Consider the following 16,845-nt stretch of genomic DNA (forward strand, 5'->3'; position numbering starts at 1 on the left):
AATGCTGGACGACCGTGCCAAGTTGCTGCTCAAGACGCTCGTCGAGCGCTACATCGCTGACGGGCAACCCGTGGGGTCGCGGACGCTTTCGCGTTCCTCGGGGCTCGATCTGTCGCCGGCAACCATCCGCAACGTCATGTCCGACCTCGAGGCGCTGGGGCTGATCGCCAGCCCGCACACCTCGGCTGGCCGCATTCCAACGCATCGCGGCTATCGCCTCTTCGTCGACACGATGCTGACCGCCCAGCGCGAGCAGATGACCGCGCCGAGCCTCGCGCCCGACCAGCCGCAGAAGGTGATCGCCAATGCGGCGCACCTGCTGTCGAACATGTCGCAGTTCGTCGGCGTGGTGATGGCGCCGCGGCGTGCTTCTGTGTTCAAGCAGATCGAGTTCCTGCGGCTGTCGGAACGACGCCTGCTGGTGATCATCGTCTCGCCCGACGGCGATGTGCAGAACCGGGTGATCTTTCCGGAGGCCGACTATTCGCAGTCGCAACTGGTCGAGGCCTCGAACTACATCAACGCGAACTACGCTGGCCTGACCATCGAGCAGGTGCGCGACCGGCTGCAGTCCGAGATCGAGATGCTGCGCGGCGAGATCGCGACGCTGATGCAGGCCGCTGTGCAGGTCAGCTCCGAAGTGCTGACCGAGGCGCAGGAAGACGACGTCGTGATCTCCGGCGAGCGCAACCTGCTGGCGGTGAGCGATTTCTCCAGCGACATGGGGCAGCTGCGCCGCGCCTTCGAGCTCTTCGAGCAGAAGGCCCAGCTGATGCGCCTACTGGACGTGTCGAGCAAGGCCGAGGGCGTGCGCATCTTCATCGGCGGCGAGAGCCAGGTGGTGCCGTTCGAGGAGTTGTCCATCGTCAGTGCCAACTACGAGGTCGACGGGCAGGTCGTGGGCACGCTGGGCGTGATCGGGCCGACGCGCATGCCTTACGAGCGCATGATCCAGATCGTCGACATCACGTCGCGTCTGGTGAGCAATGCGCTCAGTCATCGCAAGTAGGTCGCGCGGCGCGAATAGAATCGTTCCGCGTGGGCCGTTAGCTCAGTTGGTTAGAGCAGCGGACTCATAATCCGTTGGTCGCTGGTTCAAGCCCAGCACGGCCTACCACCACTCCCTCGGCGATTCGATCTTTGCATCTTTTGTCGTGCTTTCGGGGAGCAGCCAAAAACAGGCTATAATCGAGAGCTTCGCGGCTGTAGCTCAGCTGGATAGAGTACTTGGCTACGAACCAAGGGGTCGTGGGTTCGATTCCTGCCAGCCGCACCATCTTGAAAATGCCCGGAAGATTCGTCTTCCGGGCATTTTTCTTTTTCGGGCTTTGCGCTACTTTCGTGACAGTTCGCCCGAGTAAATCCGAAAAGGACAATAAAGCGGGCTATAATTGCTAGCTGTGCGGCTGTAGCTCAGCTGGATAGAGTACTTGGCTACGAACCAAGGGGTCGTGGGTTCGATTCCTGCCAGCCGCACCACTATAAAGAAAGCCCGCAACGCGAGTTGCGGGCTTTTTTCTTTTCGGAGGTTTGGCGTGAACAAGGCATTCACCAAGGAAACGGATTCCGACGGAGACGACGACGGCGCCGATGGTGCCTCGCCTCCGATCCCCGCGGGCGGCAAGAACTACATCACCCCCGAAGGCTACGCACGTCTGCGCGACGAACTGCTGCAGCTGATGGACGAGGAGCGCCCGAAGATCGTCGAGACCGTGCACTGGGCCGCGAAGAACGGCGATCGTTCCGAGAACGGCGACTACCTCTACGGCAAGAAGCGCCTGCGCGAGATCGACCGTCGCATCCGCTTTCTCACCAAGCGCCTCGAGATCGCGGAGGTCACCGATCCGTCTGTGCACCATGGCCGCGATCAGGTCTTCTTCGGTGCCACCGTCCTTTATGCCGACGAAACCGGCGCCGAGCGCAGCGTCACGATCCTCGGCATCGACGAAGCGGAGAGTGCGAAGTCGCAGGTCAGCTGGATATCGCCGATCGCGCGGGCGCTCTTGAAGTCGCGCGAGGGTGACGTGGTGAAGCTCGTCACGCCGGGTGGGGCGCACGATGTCGAGATCCTGTCCGTGAGCTATCCGGCGCCGCGTCCGGCCACGGAATAACGGAGGGTCAGGGCGCGGGAACCGTCCTGGAAGCGGTCAGCACTGAGGCCGTACGCCGCGCCGCCCTCAGCACCGCATCCAGATGCGCGCGGTCGCGCACGGCGATCACGAAGCGCAGGTCGGTCGAATCCTGCGGAGTTTCGTCGGCCATCTCCACGTGCGTGATGTCGGCCTCTGCATCGGCCAGCGTGGCTGCGACACGCGCCAGCACGCCCTTGTCGTTGCGCACGGTGATCACCACTCCGGTCTCGAAGGCACGCGTGGGCTCGTCCGCCCACTCGACGGCGAAGAAGCGCTCGCTGTCCTTGTGGCGCAGCCGCTGGCCGACGCCGCAGTCTTCGGTGTGCACCACCAGGCCTTCGCCATGGCCGAGGTAGCCGACGATCGGGTCGCCGGGAATCGGTCGACAGCACAGCGCGAAGCGCACTGAAGAGTTCTCGCTGCCGTCCAGCGTGACAGCGCCTTGCGACACCGTTTCATGCGAAATGAAGCGCTCGCGGCTCAGCAGCAGCGCGTCGGGCCGTTCGCCCAGTTCGGAAAGCATTGCCACCAGACGCTTCGCGACGATGCTCGCGATGCGTTTGCCCAGGCCGATGTCGGTCAGCAGTTCGGAGCGGGTGCGGTTGCCGGTGAAGCGCAGCAGCTTCTCCCACAGCGCCTGATGTTCCTCGTCGTCCTCGGGCAGCTTGCTCAAGCCCTCGGCGCGCAGTGCCTGTGCGAGCAGCTTCTCGCCCAGCCCTTCGGACTCGGCATGCGCCAGCGTCTTCAGGTAGTGGCGGATCTTGGAGCGCGCCCGACCGGTTCGCACGAAGCCCAGCCAGGCCGGATTGGGCGTCGACACCGGTGCCGTGATCACCTCGACCACGTCGCCGTTCTTGAGCTCGGTGCGCAGCGGCACCTGGTCGCCGTTGATGCGCGCGGCCGAGGTGTGGTCGCCGATGTTGCTGTGAATGGCGTAGGCGAAGTCGACCACCGTGGCGCCGCGGGGCAGCGCCATGATCTGGCTCTTGGGCGTGAACACGTAGACCGCGTCGGGAAACAGGTCGACCTTGACGTGGTCCCAGAACTCGGCGGCGTCGCGCGTCTCGTCCTGGATGTCGAGCAGCGACTGCAGCCACTTGGTGCCCAGCCGGTCGTTGCTGGCGGCGTTGGGCTCGGCGGCCTTGTACAGCCAATGTGCGGCCACGCCCGATTCGGCCACCACGTGCATCGCCTCGGTCCGCAACTGGAACTCGACGCTCACGCCGGCCGGTCCCACGAGCGTGGTGTGCAGCGACTGGTAGCCGTTGAGCTTGGCGATCGCGATGTGATCCTTGAATTTGCCCGGCAGGGGCTTGTACATCTGGTGAAGGATGCCGAGCCCGGTGTAGCAGGCGATCACGTTCGGCACGATCAGGCGGAAACCGTAGATATCGGTCACCTGGGCGAAGCTCAGGTGTTTTTCCTCCATCTTGCGGTAGATGGAATAAAGCGTCTTCTCGCGGCCGGCGATCCGCAGCGTCATGCCGGCGGCCGAAAAGGCGGCTTCGACCTCTTTCTGCACCTTCTGGATCAGGTCGCGGCGTCGGCCGCGCGCCTTGGCGACGGCCTTCGACAGCGTGGCATAACGCCACGGTTTCAAATGCCGGAACGACAGCTCCTGCAACTCGCGGTAGGTCTGGTTCAGCCCCAGGCGATGGGCGATGGGCGCGTAGATGTCCAGAGTCTCGCGCGAGATCCGGCCCCACTTTTCACGCGGTGCGTCGGCCAGCGTGCGCATATTGTGCGTGCGGTCCGCCAGCTTGACCAGGATGACGCGCACGTCGCGTGCCATCGCCAGCAGCATCTTGCGGAACGACTCGGCCTGGTTCTCTTCGCGGGTGTTGAACTGAAGCTTGTCGAGCTTGGTGAGCCCGTCGACCAGCTCGGCAACCGGGGCTCCGAAGCGCTCGATGAGCTCGGGCTTCGTGACGCCGCAGTCCTCGATGGCGTCGTGGAGCAGGGCGGCCATCAGCGCCTGCGCGTCGAGCTTCCATTCGGCGCACTGCGCCGCCACGGCGATGGGGTGGGTGATGTACGGTTCGCCGCTGTTGCGCAGCTGACCGAGGTGCGCCTCGTCCGCGAAACGGTAGGCGCGGCGGACCAGCTCGGTGTCTTCAGGGCTCAGGTAGTCCAGCCGCGCGGTCAGTGCGGCGAAGCTCGCGGCGGCCGCATTCAGCGCCGCCGGGCTCGGCTTCGGCGTGCCTTTGGGGGCATGGGACTGAGATTTGGCGACCGCGCTCATGCCTACCACTTTAGCGTGACCGATGTGTGGACGCGTCCGGACATAAAAAAAGCACCGCATTGCGGTGCCTTTTCGTTGCAGGGCTGCGTCAGATCAGCCCGGCACCTTCTTGAGCATTTCGAGGCCGATCTTGCCTTCTGCGATCTCGCGCAGGGCGGTCACGGCGGGCTTGTTCTTGCTCTCGATCTTGGGGGCGTGGCCCTGGCTCAGCATGCGCGCGCGGTAGGTGGCGGCCAGGACGAGCTGGAAGCGGTTCGGAATGTTGACGAGACAATCTTCGACGGTGATGCGGGCCATGATGAGGATCTTTCGGTCGGTCTGGGAGCGGGTGGGCTCGGAAATCAGGGGATGTTCAGTGCGGCGAAGGTGTCGGCACGCGCTCGGCGCTGCGCGGAATACCGGAGCCGCTGAGCGTGGACAATCGCCTTGAGATCGAAAAGTGCCCGCTCAAATAACTCGTTGATTATAACGAAGTCGAATTGTCCCGCCTGGGCCATCTCTTCGGCGGCGTTCTTCAGGCGCAGTTCGATGACCGAGGCGCTGTCTTCCCCGCGCCGTTCGAGCCGGGAGCGCAGTTCTTCCCAGCTGGGCGGCAGGATGAAGATCATGACCGCGTTGGCGAAGGTCTTGCGGATCTGCAGCGCGCCCTGGAAGTCGATCTCGAGGATGACGTCGGCCCCCTGGGCGATGCGGTCTTCGACGGCCTTCTTGGAGGTGCCGTAGCGGTGGCCGTGCACATGGGCCCATTCCACGAAGCCGTCGGCCGCGATCATCGCGTCGAACTCCGTCGGCGAGGCGAAGAAGTACTCGCGGCCATGCTTTTCCTGCCCGCGGGGCGACCGGGTCGTGTGGGAAACCGAGGGCTGGACCGCCGAATCGAGTTCCATCAGCGCCTTGACCAGGCTCGATTTGCCCGCGCCGCTGGGCGCCGCCACCACGAAGATATTGCCGGGGTAATCCATTCTTTCGCTCGTCTTCGTCGTCATTCGATGTTCTGGACCTGCTCGCGCATCTGCTCGATCAGGACCTTCATGTCCACGCCGATGCGCGTGAGCTCCAGTGCCGCCGACTTCGAGCCCAGGGTGTTGGCCTCGCGGTGAAGCTCCTGGATCAGGAAATCGAGGCGCTTGCCGATCTCGCCGCCCTTCTTGAGCAGCCGCTCGATCTCGTCCAGATGCGAGTTCAGCCGGGTGAGTTCCTCGGCCACGTCGATGCGGATCGCGAAGGCGGTGGCCTCAGTCAGCGCGCGGTCCTGGGCGGCTTCGGGCAGCGTACCGCCCGTGCCGGAGGTCAGGCCCATGGCCTCCTGCCAGCGCTCCAGGAAGCGGGTGCGCTGCTGCTCGACCAGTTGGGGCACCAGCGGGCCGGCCTGCTGCACCAGGGTGCGCAACTGGGCGAGATGGTCTTCGAGCATCTTTGCCAGCCGGGCGCCTTCGCGCTGGCGGGCCGACACCAGGCCTTCGAGCGCCTTGCCCGTCACTTCGAGCAGGTCGGGGCCCCAGTCGCCTCGGGTGGCGCTGTCGCCGCCGGCTAGGCGCAGCACGTCGGCCACGCTGAGCTCCCGTGCGCTGGGCAGCCATGCCTTGATGCTGTCCTGCACGCCGTTGAGCCGCTGCAGCAGCTTGACGGAGGGCTCGACCACGCCTCCCTGGGCCGCACTTTCGATGGCGGCCCGAACTTCGACCTTGCCGCGCTTGAGCTTGCCCGTGAGCAGCTCGCGCAGCGCGGTTTCGTGCTGGCGGAGTTCCTCCGGCAGCTTGAAGGTGAGATCGAGGAAGCGGCTGTTGACCGAGCGGATTTCAACCCCGAGCCGGCCCGCGGCGGAAGGCCGTGCTTCGGCTTCGGAGTGGCTGCCTGCGGGGCCGTTCTGGCCGCTGGCGTAGCCGGTCATGCTGTAAACTGGCATTGCGCCTCACTGTGGTTTTGCTTGCATGCACCGAGGCGTCGGCACCGCGTTCGCTTGCCGCACCATCGCCTTCGGGCGAAACTCCCGGATTATGTCAAAGGTCAAGCCTACGCCCCTGCCGCCCGATACGGTCATTGGTGGTTACCGCGTTGTACGCCGGCTTTCCGCGGGCGGTTTCGGTGTCGTCTACCTCGCCATCGATTCCAGCGGACAGCAGGTTGCCATCAAGGAATATCTGCCGTCGTCGCTCGCCACCCGGGGGCCGGGCGAGCTTGCTCCGCAGGTGCCGCCGGAGAAGCTGTCCCTCTACCGGCTGGGCCTCAAGAGCTTCTTCGAGGAGGGGCGCTCCCTGGCGCAGATCTCGCACGCATCGGTGGTGAGCGTGCTCAACTTCTTCCGCGAGAACGAGACCGTCTACATGGTCATGAACTACCTGGAGGGCGCGACCCTGCAGGATTTCGTGGTCACGGCGCGCGACCTGAAGAAGCAGAAGGTGTTCCGCGAGTCGACCATCCGCTCGCTTTTCGACGAGATCCTGCGCGGCCTGCGCATCGTCCACCAGTACAAGATGCTGCACCTGGACATCAAGCCGGCCAACATCTTCGTTACCGACGACGACCGTGCCGTGCTGATCGACTTCGGCGCCGCGCGCGAAGTGCTCAGCAAGGAAGGCATCTTCATCCGCCCGATGTACACCCCTGGCTTCGCAGCCCCCGAGATGTACCGGCGCGATTCGTCCATGGGCCCCTGGACCGACATCTATGCCATCGGCGCCTGCATCTACGCCTGCATGCAGGGCTACCCGCCCAACGACGCGCCCCGGCGCATCGAGAAGGACCGCCTCAGCCTGTCGCTGTCGCGCCTTCGCGGCGTGTACTCCGACAACCTGATCGAGGTGGTCGAGTGGTGCATGTCGCTCGATCCGCTGTCGCGCCCGCAATCGGTCTTCGCGCTGCAGAAGGAGCTCAGCCGCGAGGGCGAGCGCCGCTATACGAAGCTCACGGTGGGCGAGAAGGTGCGCCTGTCGATCGACAACATCCGTTCCTTCGACAAGAAGGGCCTGCCCAAGGCTGCCGCGCCCACCACGCGCCCTGCATGACATCATGAAATTCTCCGTCTTCCAGGTCAGCCGCAAGGGCGGGCGTCTCAAGAACGAAGACCGCATGGGCTATTGCTACACGCGGGAATCGGGGTTGTTCGTGCTCGCCGACGGCATGGGCGGCCACCCGGAAGGCGAAGTGGCGGCGCAGCTCGCGCTGCAGACCATCGCCGCGCTGTTCCAGCGCGAGGCGCGCCCCACGGTGAAGGACGTGAAGTCGTTCCTGGCCGAATCGGCCATGGCCGCGCACCAGCAGATCATGCGCTACGCGAGCCACAAGGCCATGCTCGACACCCCGCGCACCACCGTTGTCGCGGCGGTGCTCCAGGGCAACGCCGCCACATGGATGCATTGCGGCGACTCGCGCCTGTACGTCGTGCGCGACGGCCGCCTGCTGGTGCGCACACGCGACCATTCGCACGCCGAGCGACCCAAGCCGCACGGCTCCGACATGCCCGTCAACCGCAACCTGCTGCTGACCTGCCTCGGCTCGCCGACCACGCCGCTCTTCGACGTCTCGGCGCCGCTGCAGCTGCAGCGCGGCGACCGCATCATGCTGTGCTCCGACGGCGTCTGGGGCGTGCTCGACGACGAGCTGATCGTGCACACGCTTTCCTCCGGCAAGCCCGTGTCCGACGCCGCCCCCGACCTCGCCGAGATGGCCCTGCGCAAGGGCGGCAGCCACAGCGACAACGTCACGCTCATCGCGCTCGAATGGGAAATGCCCGACAGCGCGGACGACCGCAGCGGCGTTTCCACCGAAACCATCGAGGATGGCGTGTTCGCCTCGACCATCCAGGCCGGCATGCCCGCGGACAACGAGATCGACGATCTCGACGAAGACGCCATCGAGCGTTCCATCGCCGAGATCAACGAAGCCATCCGCCGATCGGCCGCGCGCAAGAGCTAGCTGAACAGGCCGCGCGACAGCGGCCGCCCCTTTTTTCTTTTCTTGGATTCGACAATGACTGCTTTCACACGAAGCGGCGGCCGCGCCGCCGACCAGCTGCGCCCGGTGCGCATCACCCGCGGCTTCACCATCCATGCCGAAGGCTCGGTGCTCATCGAGTTCGGCCAGACTCGCGTGCTGTGCACCGCCTCCGTCGAGGAGAAGGTTCCGCCGCACAAGAAGGGCAGCGGCGAAGGCTGGGTCACGGCCGAATACGGCATGCTGCCGCGCGCCACGCACACCCGCAGCAGCCGCGAGGCCGCCAAGGGCAAGCAGACCGGTCGCACGCAGGAAATCCAGCGCCTCATCGGCCGCTCGATGCGCGCCGTGTTCGACCTCGCCGCGCTCGGCGAACGCACCATCCACCTCGACTGCGATGTGCTGCAGGCCGACGGCGGCACGCGCACCGCGGCCATCACCGGCGCCTTCGTCGCCGCGCAGGACGCCGTCGACAAGCTGATCGCCTCCGGCGCCCTGGCCGCCTCGCCCATCAAGGGCCACGTGGCCGCCATCTCGGTCGGCATCGTCGAAGGCACGCCGCTGCTCGACCTCGAGTACACCGAGGACTCGGCCTGCGACACCGACATGAACGTCGTCATGACCGGCGCCGGTCACTTCGTCGAAGTGCAGGGCACCGCCGAAGGCGTGGCCTTCACGCGCGAGGAAATGAACATCCTGCTCGGCCTGGCCGAGAAGGGCATCGGCGAGCTCGTGACCCTGCAGAAGCAGGCACTGCTCGAGAGCTGATCCATGAAGCTGGTCCTGGCCTCCAACAACGCGGGCAAGCTCGCCGAGCTCCAGCAGCTCTTCGCGGAGCTGGCCGTCACCCTCGTTCCGCAATCGGCGCTGGGCGTGGGCGAGGCCGAGGAGCCCTTCCGTACCTTCGTCGAGAACGCGCTGACCAAGGCACGCCATGCCAGCGCAGCCACCGGCCTGCCGGCCATGGCGGACGACGCGGGCCTGTGCGTCGATGCCTTCGGCGGCCTGCCGGGCGTCGACACCGCCTACTACGCCACGCAGTTCGGCTACGCCAAGGGCGATGCCAACAACGTGAAGGCGCTGCTCGAGCAGCTGGACGGCGTGGCGAATCGCCGTGCGGCGCTGGTGAGCACGCTGGTCGCGCTGCGCAGCCATGACGACCCCGAGCCGCTCATCGCCGTCGGCCGCGTGGTCGGCGAGATCGCGCCCGCGCCCGTCGGCGACAACGGCTTCGGCTTCGACCCCGTCATGTACCTGCCGGCCTTCGGCAAGACCTTCGCGCAGCTGCCGCCCGAAGTGAAGAACGCGAACAGCCACCGCGGCCGCGCGGCGCAAGCCATGCTGGCGCTGATGCGCGAACGCTGGCTGCAGTCCTGATGGCCACCACCTTCCCGATCCAGCCGGCGCAGCCTGTCGGTGCTGCGCAGGCCAACGACGTGCTGCACTGGATGCGGCCCGGTCCGCTGCAGCTCAGCGCGCTGCCGCCGCTGTCGCTGTACATCCACCTGCCGTGGTGCCTGCGCAAGTGCCCGTACTGCGACTTCAACTCGCACGAATGGCGCGCGACCAGCGAGGCGGACATCGACGGCATTCCCGAAGCGGCGTACATCGACGCGCTCGTGGCCGACCTCGATGCCGCGCTGCCGCTCATCTGGGGCCGCACCGTCCACACCATCTTCATCGGCGGCGGCACGCCGAGCCTGTTTTCCCCGCAGGCCATCGACCGCCTGCTGGGCGACATGCGCGCGCGCCTGAAGCTCACGCCCGACTGCGAGATCACCCTCGAGGCCAACCCCGGCACCTTCGAGCGCAACCGCTTCCGTGCCTACCGTTCCGCCGGCGTCACGCGCCTGTCGGTGGGCGTGCAGAGCTTCAATGACGAACACCTGAAGGCGCTGGGCCGCGTGCACGACCGCGCGCAGGCCATTGCAGCGCTCGAAGAGGCCGCCGCCACCTTCGACACCTTCAACCTCGACCTGATGTACGCCCTGCCGGGCCAGACCCTGGAAGGCCTCGACGCCGACCTGTCGCAGGCGCTGGCGCTCGCGCCGCCGCACCTCTCGGTGTACCACCTGACCATCGAGCCCAACACCTGGTTCGCCAAGTTCCCGCCCACGCTGCCCGAGGACGACATCGCCTACGCCATGCTCGACCGCATCACCGAGCGCACCGGCGCCAAGGGCATGTCGCGCTACGAGGTGTCGGCCTATGCGCGCGAGGGGCATCAGTGCGCGCACAACCTCAATTACTGGCAGTTCGGCGACTACCTTGGCATCGGCGCAGGCGCGCACAGCAAGCTGAGCTTTGCGCACCGCATCGTGCGCCAGGTCCGCTTTCGCGAGCCGCGTCTGTACATGGACAACGCCCGCGCAGGCGCGGCGGTGTCGCAGAGCGACGAAGTGGCGCTGGCTGACCTGCCGTTCGAGTTCATGCTCAACGCGCTGCGACTGAAGCAGGGCTTTACGCTGCCGCAGTTCAGCGAGCGCACCGGGCTGGCGATGACCTCCATCCAGCGCGGCCTCGAGGAGGCGGAGCGCAAGGGACTCGTGGCGCGCGACCTGTTCCGCGTATGGCCGACCGAGCGCGGACTGGACTTCCTGAGCGACCTGCAGGCGATGTTTCTGCCCGACGGGGAGTAGGGCGGCGCGGTCGGCTTAAAATTGCAGGCTTCGGAGAGTTGGGTGAGTGGTTTAAACCAGCAGTCTTGAAAACTGCCGACGTGAAAGCGTCCGTGAGTTCGAATCTCACACTCTCCGCCAGAATCAATCCTTGGCGGTATTTGAAAGTCCCTCGCAGTCCATGCGGCGGGACTTTTTCATTGGGGCAGATGTCCTTTTCGGTCCGGTGCGATCTGCCACAGATCCCCCCTAGCCGAACGCCAAACGTGGCATCAATCATGGTATTTTCAAGCCGATACCATGACCCTCACTGTTAAAGCTGTTGATGCGGCCAAACCGCGCGAGAAGGCCTACAAGCTGACCGACGCGCACGGCCTTTATTTGTTCGTCTCGCCGACCGGTGCGAAGAGCTGGCGAGCGAACTACACCGCCAGCGGAAAGCAAAAGACGAAGACCTATGGTCTCTATCCTGCGGTAAGCCTCGCTGATGCACGCAAAGCGCATGCGTCTTCTCGCGAGGGGCCGCCAGCGGCTGCCGCAGCGCCGACCTTCGAAGCCGTGGCGCGCGACTGGCTCAAGGCGAAGCTGCCGACCCTCTCCAACGGCAAGCATCAAATTCAGGTCGAGAACACATTGGAGCGGTATGCATTCCCTCTGCTCGGCTCTGGTACGTGGGCACCGACACGGCAAAGGACTTGATCTACGGGCGCCTGTGCGTCGAGAAGAGAGGTGCCGGCTTCGTTCACTTCAGCAAGGACTTGCCGCAGGAGTTCTATACGCAGCTCACCTCCGAGGCGCGCGTGCCGCAGCGCGTGGCCGGTGGCGAAGCCTACCGGTGGATGAAGTCGCCGGGCGCTCGCAATGAGGCGTTGGACTCCACCGTCTACGCGGTCTTCTGCACACACATGCTCGGGCTGCACCTGTACACCGGAAAGATGTGGGAGCGGTTGGAGTCCATCGTTCAGCCGCCAACGGCAGATCTGTTTCGCGTGGAACAGACTGCAGAGGTTTCACCGGCGGATATTCCACGCGAAACGCAATCGGTCGAGCAGCCTTCCGAACCAGCGAGCGTCGAGCCGAGCGCGATGAAGACGCCTTCGTCTCCCGTACTGACAGCACCGTTGCCGCCAGTCGCACCCACGAAACCGGCACTGCCGCGCCGGGCTATCCAACGTCCTTTCCGTCAATCTCATTCAGCTAGAACATGGTGAGCAACACGAACCAAAACGATATCGTTCTCGACATCCTTTTTCGCGTGCAAGACGCACTTGTTAAGGCAAAAGGCGAACTGACGCCCGAGTTGGTGAAGGGGGTGGAGGCGAGCGTCCGCGCCGATTGGGGCGGTGCGCGTGTTCATCGCGAAGCACCGTGGCGAGGGGCACAGCAACCGCAACAGTCGGATCATGAGAGATTACCTCGGCGGGGAGCGATTGAAGCTGCTTGCCCGTCGCTATGAGCTTTCGGAGCGCCAGGTTCTGCGGATCGTCAAGCGTCCCAGCGCCTTTGTCTCAAAATGGCTTCGCTGAACTCATGAATGAGGGGTGGCACTCGGCGTCTCGACTAGGCGCGCGAAAACTGGTGGAAACCCCTCGTTGTGCGGGAAATATCGAATACACAATCTAAAGATGGCACTGTCATCCGTTGCGTTTGTTTAACGATGAGGCGTGAGTCCTTTTTCTAGTGAAGATTAAATAATGAAAATTGTGGCGTTTCGAGTGACTAACTTTAGATCGATTGTTGATACGGGGCGCATTCAACTATCTGGTGACAACATTACGGCATTGGTCGGACAAAATGAATCGGGAAAGTCGGCGGTTCTAGACGCGTTGGCTCTTACTTTTACAGATTTGCATCCTTCTGTTGAGGATTTTAGGTATGGCGAAAAACCCCCAGCGGTTTTTCTTGAAACGCAGTCCTCTTCATCCGAGCTCGAAGGAATGCTTTCTGAAATTTCCAACGAGGCGCTACGGGCAAAGGTCGCGAAAAGATTAATTCCTCTGAATGGCGTGTTGCAGTGGCAATTCTTTGTTTATTCTGTTGATGAAGAGCAGCCTAGAATTACGCATGTATTTGATAATTTGCCGCTAGGTGATTTGGATGTTGAGGCGCGCGACGAGTTGGATGCTGTGGCGCTTGAAGAAGCTCGACTTGCATTGAAGGATGAAATTTCGAAATTCAGGAAAGCTATTTATAAATCTGCCCCGACGTTCGTTCCATTCGATGAGGAGTCTGGCTTATTGCCGAATCGAATCGATGTTTCGGCGAATGCCGTTCTTAAAGGCGCCGGCTCTGTTGCTGCCCTGAATTTCTTGTCTATTGCTGGGATTCAATTAAATACGCTTCTTGCTAGTGATACCAAAGGGCAAACCGCTTTGTTGAGGCGAGCAAATAAGAAGATTACAGACGATTTTCGAGCTTTCTGGAAACAGAATATTGGAGAGGTTAGCGGAATTGAATTGAGCTGTGCTGTGCATCAGTATCCGACGGGAAGAGAAAAGCAAGGGCAGTCTTTTTTGGAGTTCTTAATTAGCGATGGAGATAATACGCTTCATCCCCGGCAAAGAAGCAAAGGGACTAGATGGTTCATCTCCTTCTTTCTTCAACTGCGCGCAGCCGCGGAGGCGGATTCAGATCACTTTTTTCTGCTCGATGAACCGGGTTCCAATCTTCATGAGCGAGCACAAACGGATGTCATGGAGTTGGTGGAGAAAATCAGCTCCAAAGTTGGAGTCATTTACTCTACACACAGTCCCCATTTGATTCGTCATGATCGCTTGAATCGAGTTGTTGCGGTGGAACGCGATTCTGCGGAACCGGGCAATCCTACGAAGTTAATAGGCGCTCATGCACTTGGTGCGGCAAATATCGATACGCTCAGCCCAATATATGTTGCAATGGGCGTTTCTTTGGCGCGGCAAACTTCTATCAAGCAAAGAAATAACGTAATTCTTGAGGAATTGAGTGCTCAGTATTATTTGAGGGCATTTTGGCTTTTGGCTAAAAGCACTCAAGAGGTGCAATTTCTTGCCGCAACTGGTGCTTCAAATATTCCCATGCTTGCAAATTTATTCTTGGGATGGGGGCTCGAATTTCTTGTTGTTGTGGATGACGAGGCAACAGGTCGAGGTGTTTTTAATCGTCTGAAGCGGGATATGTTTTTGGATGATTCGTCCTGGGCAAAAAAGAGAATGTATAAATTGGCAGGGTGTGATGGAATAGAAGATATTTTTGAGGCGGATGATTATAAAAATTATGTTGCGGCCGAAGCTGTGCTTGGCAAAGGGCAGCGAAATTCGGGGTGGGCAAAATCTCATGGGGCAGCCAAGGCAATTCATGCGTTCGAATTTCTTCGAAAAGTGGAGTCGGGGCTGATTGAGATGGAGAAACTGCAGGCGGGTACTCAAAAAAATATCGCGAAAACTGTAGAGGAAATAGCGGAGAGACTCTCGATGTTTGCAAAAGCGCCGCAGGTTGAACAGGCGTCTTAGTCTCGTTCGCGTTGAGATGCGTCCTGGATGGGGCCCACCAGGCTGGGGAATGGTGACACTCCATGCCTTGTTGATGTCGGCGTGCGTCTTCGATAGTCCGGTCAACACTGACCAAAGGCCCGACCGTGGCTATCGACGCTTTCAACACCGAACCTATTTCCATCATTCCCGGCGACAGCGTCAAATGGACGCGAACGCTCGCCGACTATCCGCCCTCTGCAGGCTGGGCACTGAGCTACGAACTGCTCAACGCGCAGCACCGCTACGAAATCGCCGCAACGGCTAACGGCAACGCACACCGCGTCGTCGTCTCTCCGCAGACTACGCAAACCTATGCGCCTGGCTCCTACGACTGGCGTGCCCGGGTCACGAATGCCGATGAGGTCTACACGGTCGCCACGGGGCGGCTGACGGTCACTCCGTCATTCGGCGCGGTGGCAGACATCCGCTCGCACGCGCGGCGCACGCTGGAGGCCATCGAGGCGGTTCTCGAAGGCCGGGCCACCAGCGCGACCGCCGAATACGAAATCAACGGCCGGCGCCTGAAGTACATCCCGCTCACCGAGTTGCACGCACTGCGCACGAAGTACCAGCGCGAGGTCGCGGCAGAGGAGGGCAAGAGCGGACCGCGAGGCGTATCGGGTCGCATCATGGTGAGGTTCGGCCAATGAAGACGCCCGCCTTCCTGCACCGCGTCTTCGGCGGCAAGTTCGCGGCCAAGAAGACACAGGTCCGCCGCTTCCAGGCGGCCCGCATTGATCGGCTCTCGGCCGACTGGATCGCGACCTATTCCAGCATCAACGAAGAGCTGCGCGGCGACCTCGACCGGCTGCGCGCGCGTGGCCGCGAGCTGCGCAACAACAACGACTACGCGCGCAAGTTCTGCGGCATGGTCGAAACCAACATGGTCGGGCCGGCTGGCTTCGTCATGCAGGCACGCAGCGAGAACGCACCAGGCAAGGCCGACAAGCTCGCCAACGACGCCATAGAGGCCGCTTTCGTGCGCTGGCAGGCGGTGTGCGACGTGACCGGACGGCAGTCGCTGCGCGACATGTGCGAGACCCTTGTCGGTGGCTTGCCGAGCGATGGCGAGTTTCTGGTGCGGCTCGTGCGCGGGCCCGACGCTGGCAACGAGTTCAACTTCGCGCTGCAGCTCATCGACGTGGATCGCATCGATACCACGTTCAACGGAATCGAGCCATCGACGGGCAACACCGTCATCATGGGCGTGGAGGTCAACGCCTGGCGGCGAACCGTCGCGATCCACATCTTCGAGGCGCATCCGAACGATGGCCCGCGCACATCGCGCCGGCGCGTGCGCCTGCCGGCCGAGGACGTGATTCACGGCTTCAAGGTCGAGCGCGCCGAGCAGGTGCGCGGCATTCCGTGGATGGCGCCGGGCATGCTCAGCCTGCACCACCTGGGCGGCTTCATGCTGGCCGCGGTGCTGGCGGCCGAGCACGGCGCGAATCACTTCGGCTTCTTCACGCAGAACAACGATGCGACCCCGGGCGTGTTGCCAGTGGGCCAGCACGAAGAGGGCGAAGGCGGTGAGGCCATCACCACGAGTCAGCCCGGCGTCTACGACACGTTGCCGCCTGGCTATGACTTCAAGCCGCACGAGAGCAAGTACCCGAACGAGGTCTTCGGTCCGTTCGTGAAGACGGCCCTGCAGCGTGTCGCGAGCGGCTGGCGGGTTTCGTATCACGCGCTCGCGAACGACCTCGAAGGCGTCAACTTCTTCAGCATCCGCAGCGGCACGCTCGATGAGCGCGACCGGTGGTCCTCGGATCAGCAGTGGTTCATCGACATCCTGCTCAAGCGCGTGCGCTCCGAATGGCTCGTGATGTCTCTGCTGTCTAACGCGATCACCATGCCCACCGGTAGCCCGCTGCCGGCGGCGAAAGTCGCGAAGTTCGCGCCGCACGATTGGCTCGGCCGTCGCTGGGAGTGGGTGGACCCGCTCAAGGACATGAACGCGCGCATTGCCGGCGTGGGTGCGGGGCTGGTGGCGCCGCAAGACCTGAGCGCGCAGATGGGCCGCGACTTCTACGACACCATGCTGAAGATCAAAGAGGCGCAAGACCTCGCGCAGCAGCTCGGCATCGTGCTGCCTGCGTACGCGGCGAGCTGGCCGGCGAGGCAGTGTGTTTGGCGTTCAAGGTGAGAAACACGCACGTCATCTTCAACAACTGCCACGAGGACAAGGGGCAGCGCAACGCGCGAACCTTCACGGGCAAGCTGACGAAGGCCCGGCAATGAAGGTCGCATTGTTGAGCGGCGCGGCGCTCGATGAATGGGGGGCGCGAGCGCTGGGGCGAGCCGCCCGGCGTCGCCTACTCTGAAGCATGGCCGGGCTTCGACCGGGTGCTAGATCGCGATGCAATCCAAGTCGCCCCGCTGCCCGGTAAGCGGTATCTGTGGTGTGCCAT

The 16,845-nt window shown here is 63.1% G+C and carries 17 protein-coding genes and 4 tRNA genes; 17 read left to right on the top strand and 4 right to left on the bottom strand.

Annotated features, from left to right (window positions below; translation table 11 throughout):
- Window position 1 precedes the first annotated feature (1 nt).
- The 5 genes from hrcA (at window position 2) to greB (ending at window position 2,111) form a co-directional block, all read left to right on the top strand.
- Complete coding sequence (hrcA, locus tag EJP69_RS16405; protein WP_093209713.1) at window positions 2-1,009, top strand: heat-inducible transcriptional repressor HrcA; 1,008 nt, start codon at window positions 2-4, stop codon at window positions 1,007-1,009.
- Window positions 1,010-1,040: 31 nt separating this feature from the next.
- Window positions 1,041-1,117: transfer RNA gene (locus EJP69_RS16410), tRNA-Ile, on the top strand.
- Window positions 1,118-1,199: 82 nt separating this feature from the next.
- A tRNA-Arg gene (locus tag EJP69_RS16415) sits at window positions 1,200-1,276 on the top strand.
- A gap of 126 nt (window positions 1,277-1,402) precedes the next feature.
- Window positions 1,403-1,479 (top strand) — tRNA-Arg (locus tag EJP69_RS16420).
- Window positions 1,480-1,535: 56 nt separating this feature from the next.
- On the top strand, window positions 1,536-2,111 hold the full coding sequence (gene greB, locus EJP69_RS16425; RefSeq protein WP_126471474.1) for a transcription elongation factor GreB: 576 nt from the start codon (window positions 1,536-1,538) through the stop codon (window positions 2,109-2,111).
- Window positions 2,112-2,118: 7 nt separating this feature from the next.
- Here greB and EJP69_RS16430 read toward each other — a convergent pair whose 3' ends face one another.
- From EJP69_RS16430 to EJP69_RS16445, 4 genes are all read right to left on the bottom strand, one after another.
- Window positions 2,119-4,374, bottom strand: coding sequence for a RelA/SpoT family protein (locus EJP69_RS16430; protein ID WP_093209716.1), 2,256 nt, complete (start codon window positions 4,372-4,374; stop codon window positions 2,119-2,121).
- Window positions 4,375-4,467: 93 nt separating this feature from the next.
- Entirely contained in the window at window positions 4,468-4,671 is a 204-nt protein-coding gene (rpoZ, locus tag EJP69_RS16435; RefSeq protein WP_007835875.1) for a DNA-directed RNA polymerase subunit omega, read from the bottom strand.
- 44 nt (window positions 4,672-4,715) lie between these two features.
- Window positions 4,716-5,336, bottom strand: coding sequence for a guanylate kinase (gmk, locus tag EJP69_RS16440; RefSeq protein ID WP_093209718.1), 621 nt, complete (start codon window positions 5,334-5,336; stop codon window positions 4,716-4,718).
- A 20-nt stretch (window positions 5,337-5,356) separates the two neighbouring features.
- On the bottom strand, window positions 5,357-6,280 hold the full coding sequence (locus EJP69_RS16445) for a YicC/YloC family endoribonuclease (RefSeq protein ID WP_093209719.1): 924 nt from the start codon (window positions 6,278-6,280) through the stop codon (window positions 5,357-5,359).
- Between the two features lie 91 nt (window positions 6,281-6,371).
- Here EJP69_RS16445 and EJP69_RS16450 point away from each other — a divergent pair, with 91 nt between their 5' ends.
- The 12 genes from EJP69_RS16450 to EJP69_RS16505 all read left to right on the top strand — a co-directional run bounded on the left by EJP69_RS16450 (window position 6,372) and on the right by EJP69_RS16505 (window position 16,580).
- The gene (locus EJP69_RS16450; protein ID WP_019656438.1) at window positions 6,372-7,379 is read left to right on the top strand and encodes a serine/threonine protein kinase; all 1,008 of its coding nucleotides are present in this window, start codon (window positions 6,372-6,374) and stop codon (window positions 7,377-7,379) included.
- A 4-nt stretch (window positions 7,380-7,383) separates the two neighbouring features.
- Window positions 7,384-8,289, top strand: coding sequence for a PP2C family protein-serine/threonine phosphatase (locus EJP69_RS16455; protein WP_093209721.1), 906 nt, complete (start codon window positions 7,384-7,386; stop codon window positions 8,287-8,289).
- A 54-nt stretch (window positions 8,290-8,343) separates the two neighbouring features.
- A complete protein-coding gene (rph, locus tag EJP69_RS16460; protein ID WP_126471476.1) occupies window positions 8,344-9,075 on the top strand; it encodes a ribonuclease PH in 732 nt (243 codons plus the stop codon).
- 3 nt (window positions 9,076-9,078) lie between these two features.
- A complete protein-coding gene (locus tag EJP69_RS16465; RefSeq protein ID WP_093209724.1) occupies window positions 9,079-9,684 on the top strand; it encodes a non-canonical purine NTP pyrophosphatase in 606 nt (201 codons plus the stop codon).
- Complete coding sequence (gene hemW / locus EJP69_RS16470) at window positions 9,684-10,946, top strand: radical SAM family heme chaperone HemW (RefSeq protein ID WP_126471479.1); 1,263 nt, start codon at window positions 9,684-9,686, stop codon at window positions 10,944-10,946. Before EJP69_RS16465 ends, hemW begins: the two co-directional genes overlap by 1 nt.
- Before the next feature lie 32 nt (window positions 10,947-10,978).
- Window positions 10,979-11,066, top strand: a tRNA-Ser gene (locus EJP69_RS16475).
- Window positions 11,067-11,225: 159 nt separating this feature from the next.
- The gene (locus tag EJP69_RS16480) at window positions 11,226-11,624 is read left to right on the top strand and encodes an Arm DNA-binding domain-containing protein (protein WP_126471481.1); all 399 of its coding nucleotides are present in this window, start codon (window positions 11,226-11,228) and stop codon (window positions 11,622-11,624) included.
- A complete protein-coding gene (locus tag EJP69_RS16485; RefSeq protein WP_338067632.1) occupies window positions 11,573-12,136 on the top strand; it encodes a terminase gpA endonuclease subunit in 564 nt (187 codons plus the stop codon). The genes EJP69_RS16480 and EJP69_RS16485 overlap by 52 nt, the downstream gene beginning before the upstream one ends.
- A gap of 138 nt (window positions 12,137-12,274) precedes the next feature.
- The gene (locus EJP69_RS30085) at window positions 12,275-12,451 is read left to right on the top strand and encodes a Mor transcription activator family protein (protein WP_170217137.1); all 177 of its coding nucleotides are present in this window, start codon (window positions 12,275-12,277) and stop codon (window positions 12,449-12,451) included.
- Between the two features lie 168 nt (window positions 12,452-12,619).
- Window positions 12,620-14,413, top strand: a complete 1,794-nt coding sequence (locus tag EJP69_RS16495) for an ATP-dependent nuclease (protein ID WP_126471485.1) — start codon at window positions 12,620-12,622, stop codon at window positions 14,411-14,413.
- A gap of 125 nt (window positions 14,414-14,538) precedes the next feature.
- The gene (locus EJP69_RS16500; protein WP_126471487.1) at window positions 14,539-15,084 is read left to right on the top strand and encodes a hypothetical protein; all 546 of its coding nucleotides are present in this window, start codon (window positions 14,539-14,541) and stop codon (window positions 15,082-15,084) included.
- Entirely contained in the window at window positions 15,081-16,580 is a 1,500-nt protein-coding gene (locus EJP69_RS16505; RefSeq protein WP_126471489.1) for a phage portal protein, read from the top strand. Before EJP69_RS16500 ends, EJP69_RS16505 begins: the two co-directional genes overlap by 4 nt.
- The last annotated feature ends 265 nt before the right edge of the window (window positions 16,581-16,845 follow it).

Origin of the sequence: Variovorax gossypii, from assembly GCF_003965815.1 — a bacterium.
GTDB classification, from domain to species: domain Bacteria; phylum Pseudomonadota; class Gammaproteobacteria; order Burkholderiales; family Burkholderiaceae_C; genus Variovorax; species Variovorax gossypii.

Excerpts from the sequence above, each read along its gene's own strand:
- hrcA (WP_093209713.1), top strand. The coding sequence starts at position 2 with ATGCTGGACGACCGTGCCAAGTTGCTGCTCAAGACGCTCGTCGAGCGC.
- EJP69_RS16430 (WP_093209716.1), bottom strand. The coding sequence starts at position 4,374 with ATGAGCGCGGTCGCCAAATCTCAGTCCCATGCCCCCAAAGGCACGCCG.
- rpoZ (WP_007835875.1), bottom strand. The coding sequence starts at position 4,671 with ATGGCCCGCATCACCGTCGAAGATTGTCTCGTCAACATTCCGAACCGC.
- gmk (WP_093209718.1), bottom strand. The coding sequence starts at position 5,336 with ATGGATTACCCCGGCAATATCTTCGTGGTGGCGGCGCCCAGCGGCGCG.
- EJP69_RS16445 (WP_093209719.1), bottom strand. The coding sequence starts at position 6,280 with ATGCCAGTTTACAGCATGACCGGCTACGCCAGCGGCCAGAACGGCCCC.
- EJP69_RS16450 (WP_019656438.1), top strand. The coding sequence starts at position 6,372 with ATGTCAAAGGTCAAGCCTACGCCCCTGCCGCCCGATACGGTCATTGGT.
- EJP69_RS16455 (WP_093209721.1), top strand. The coding sequence starts at position 7,384 with ATGAAATTCTCCGTCTTCCAGGTCAGCCGCAAGGGCGGGCGTCTCAAG.
- rph (WP_126471476.1), top strand. The coding sequence starts at position 8,344 with ATGACTGCTTTCACACGAAGCGGCGGCCGCGCCGCCGACCAGCTGCGC.
- EJP69_RS16465 (WP_093209724.1), top strand. The coding sequence starts at position 9,079 with ATGAAGCTGGTCCTGGCCTCCAACAACGCGGGCAAGCTCGCCGAGCTC.
- hemW (WP_126471479.1), top strand. The coding sequence starts at position 9,684 with ATGGCCACCACCTTCCCGATCCAGCCGGCGCAGCCTGTCGGTGCTGCG.
- EJP69_RS16480 (WP_126471481.1), top strand. The coding sequence starts at position 11,226 with ATGACCCTCACTGTTAAAGCTGTTGATGCGGCCAAACCGCGCGAGAAG.
- EJP69_RS16495 (WP_126471485.1), top strand. The coding sequence starts at position 12,620 with ATGAAAATTGTGGCGTTTCGAGTGACTAACTTTAGATCGATTGTTGAT.
- EJP69_RS16505 (WP_126471489.1), top strand. The coding sequence starts at position 15,081 with ATGAAGACGCCCGCCTTCCTGCACCGCGTCTTCGGCGGCAAGTTCGCG.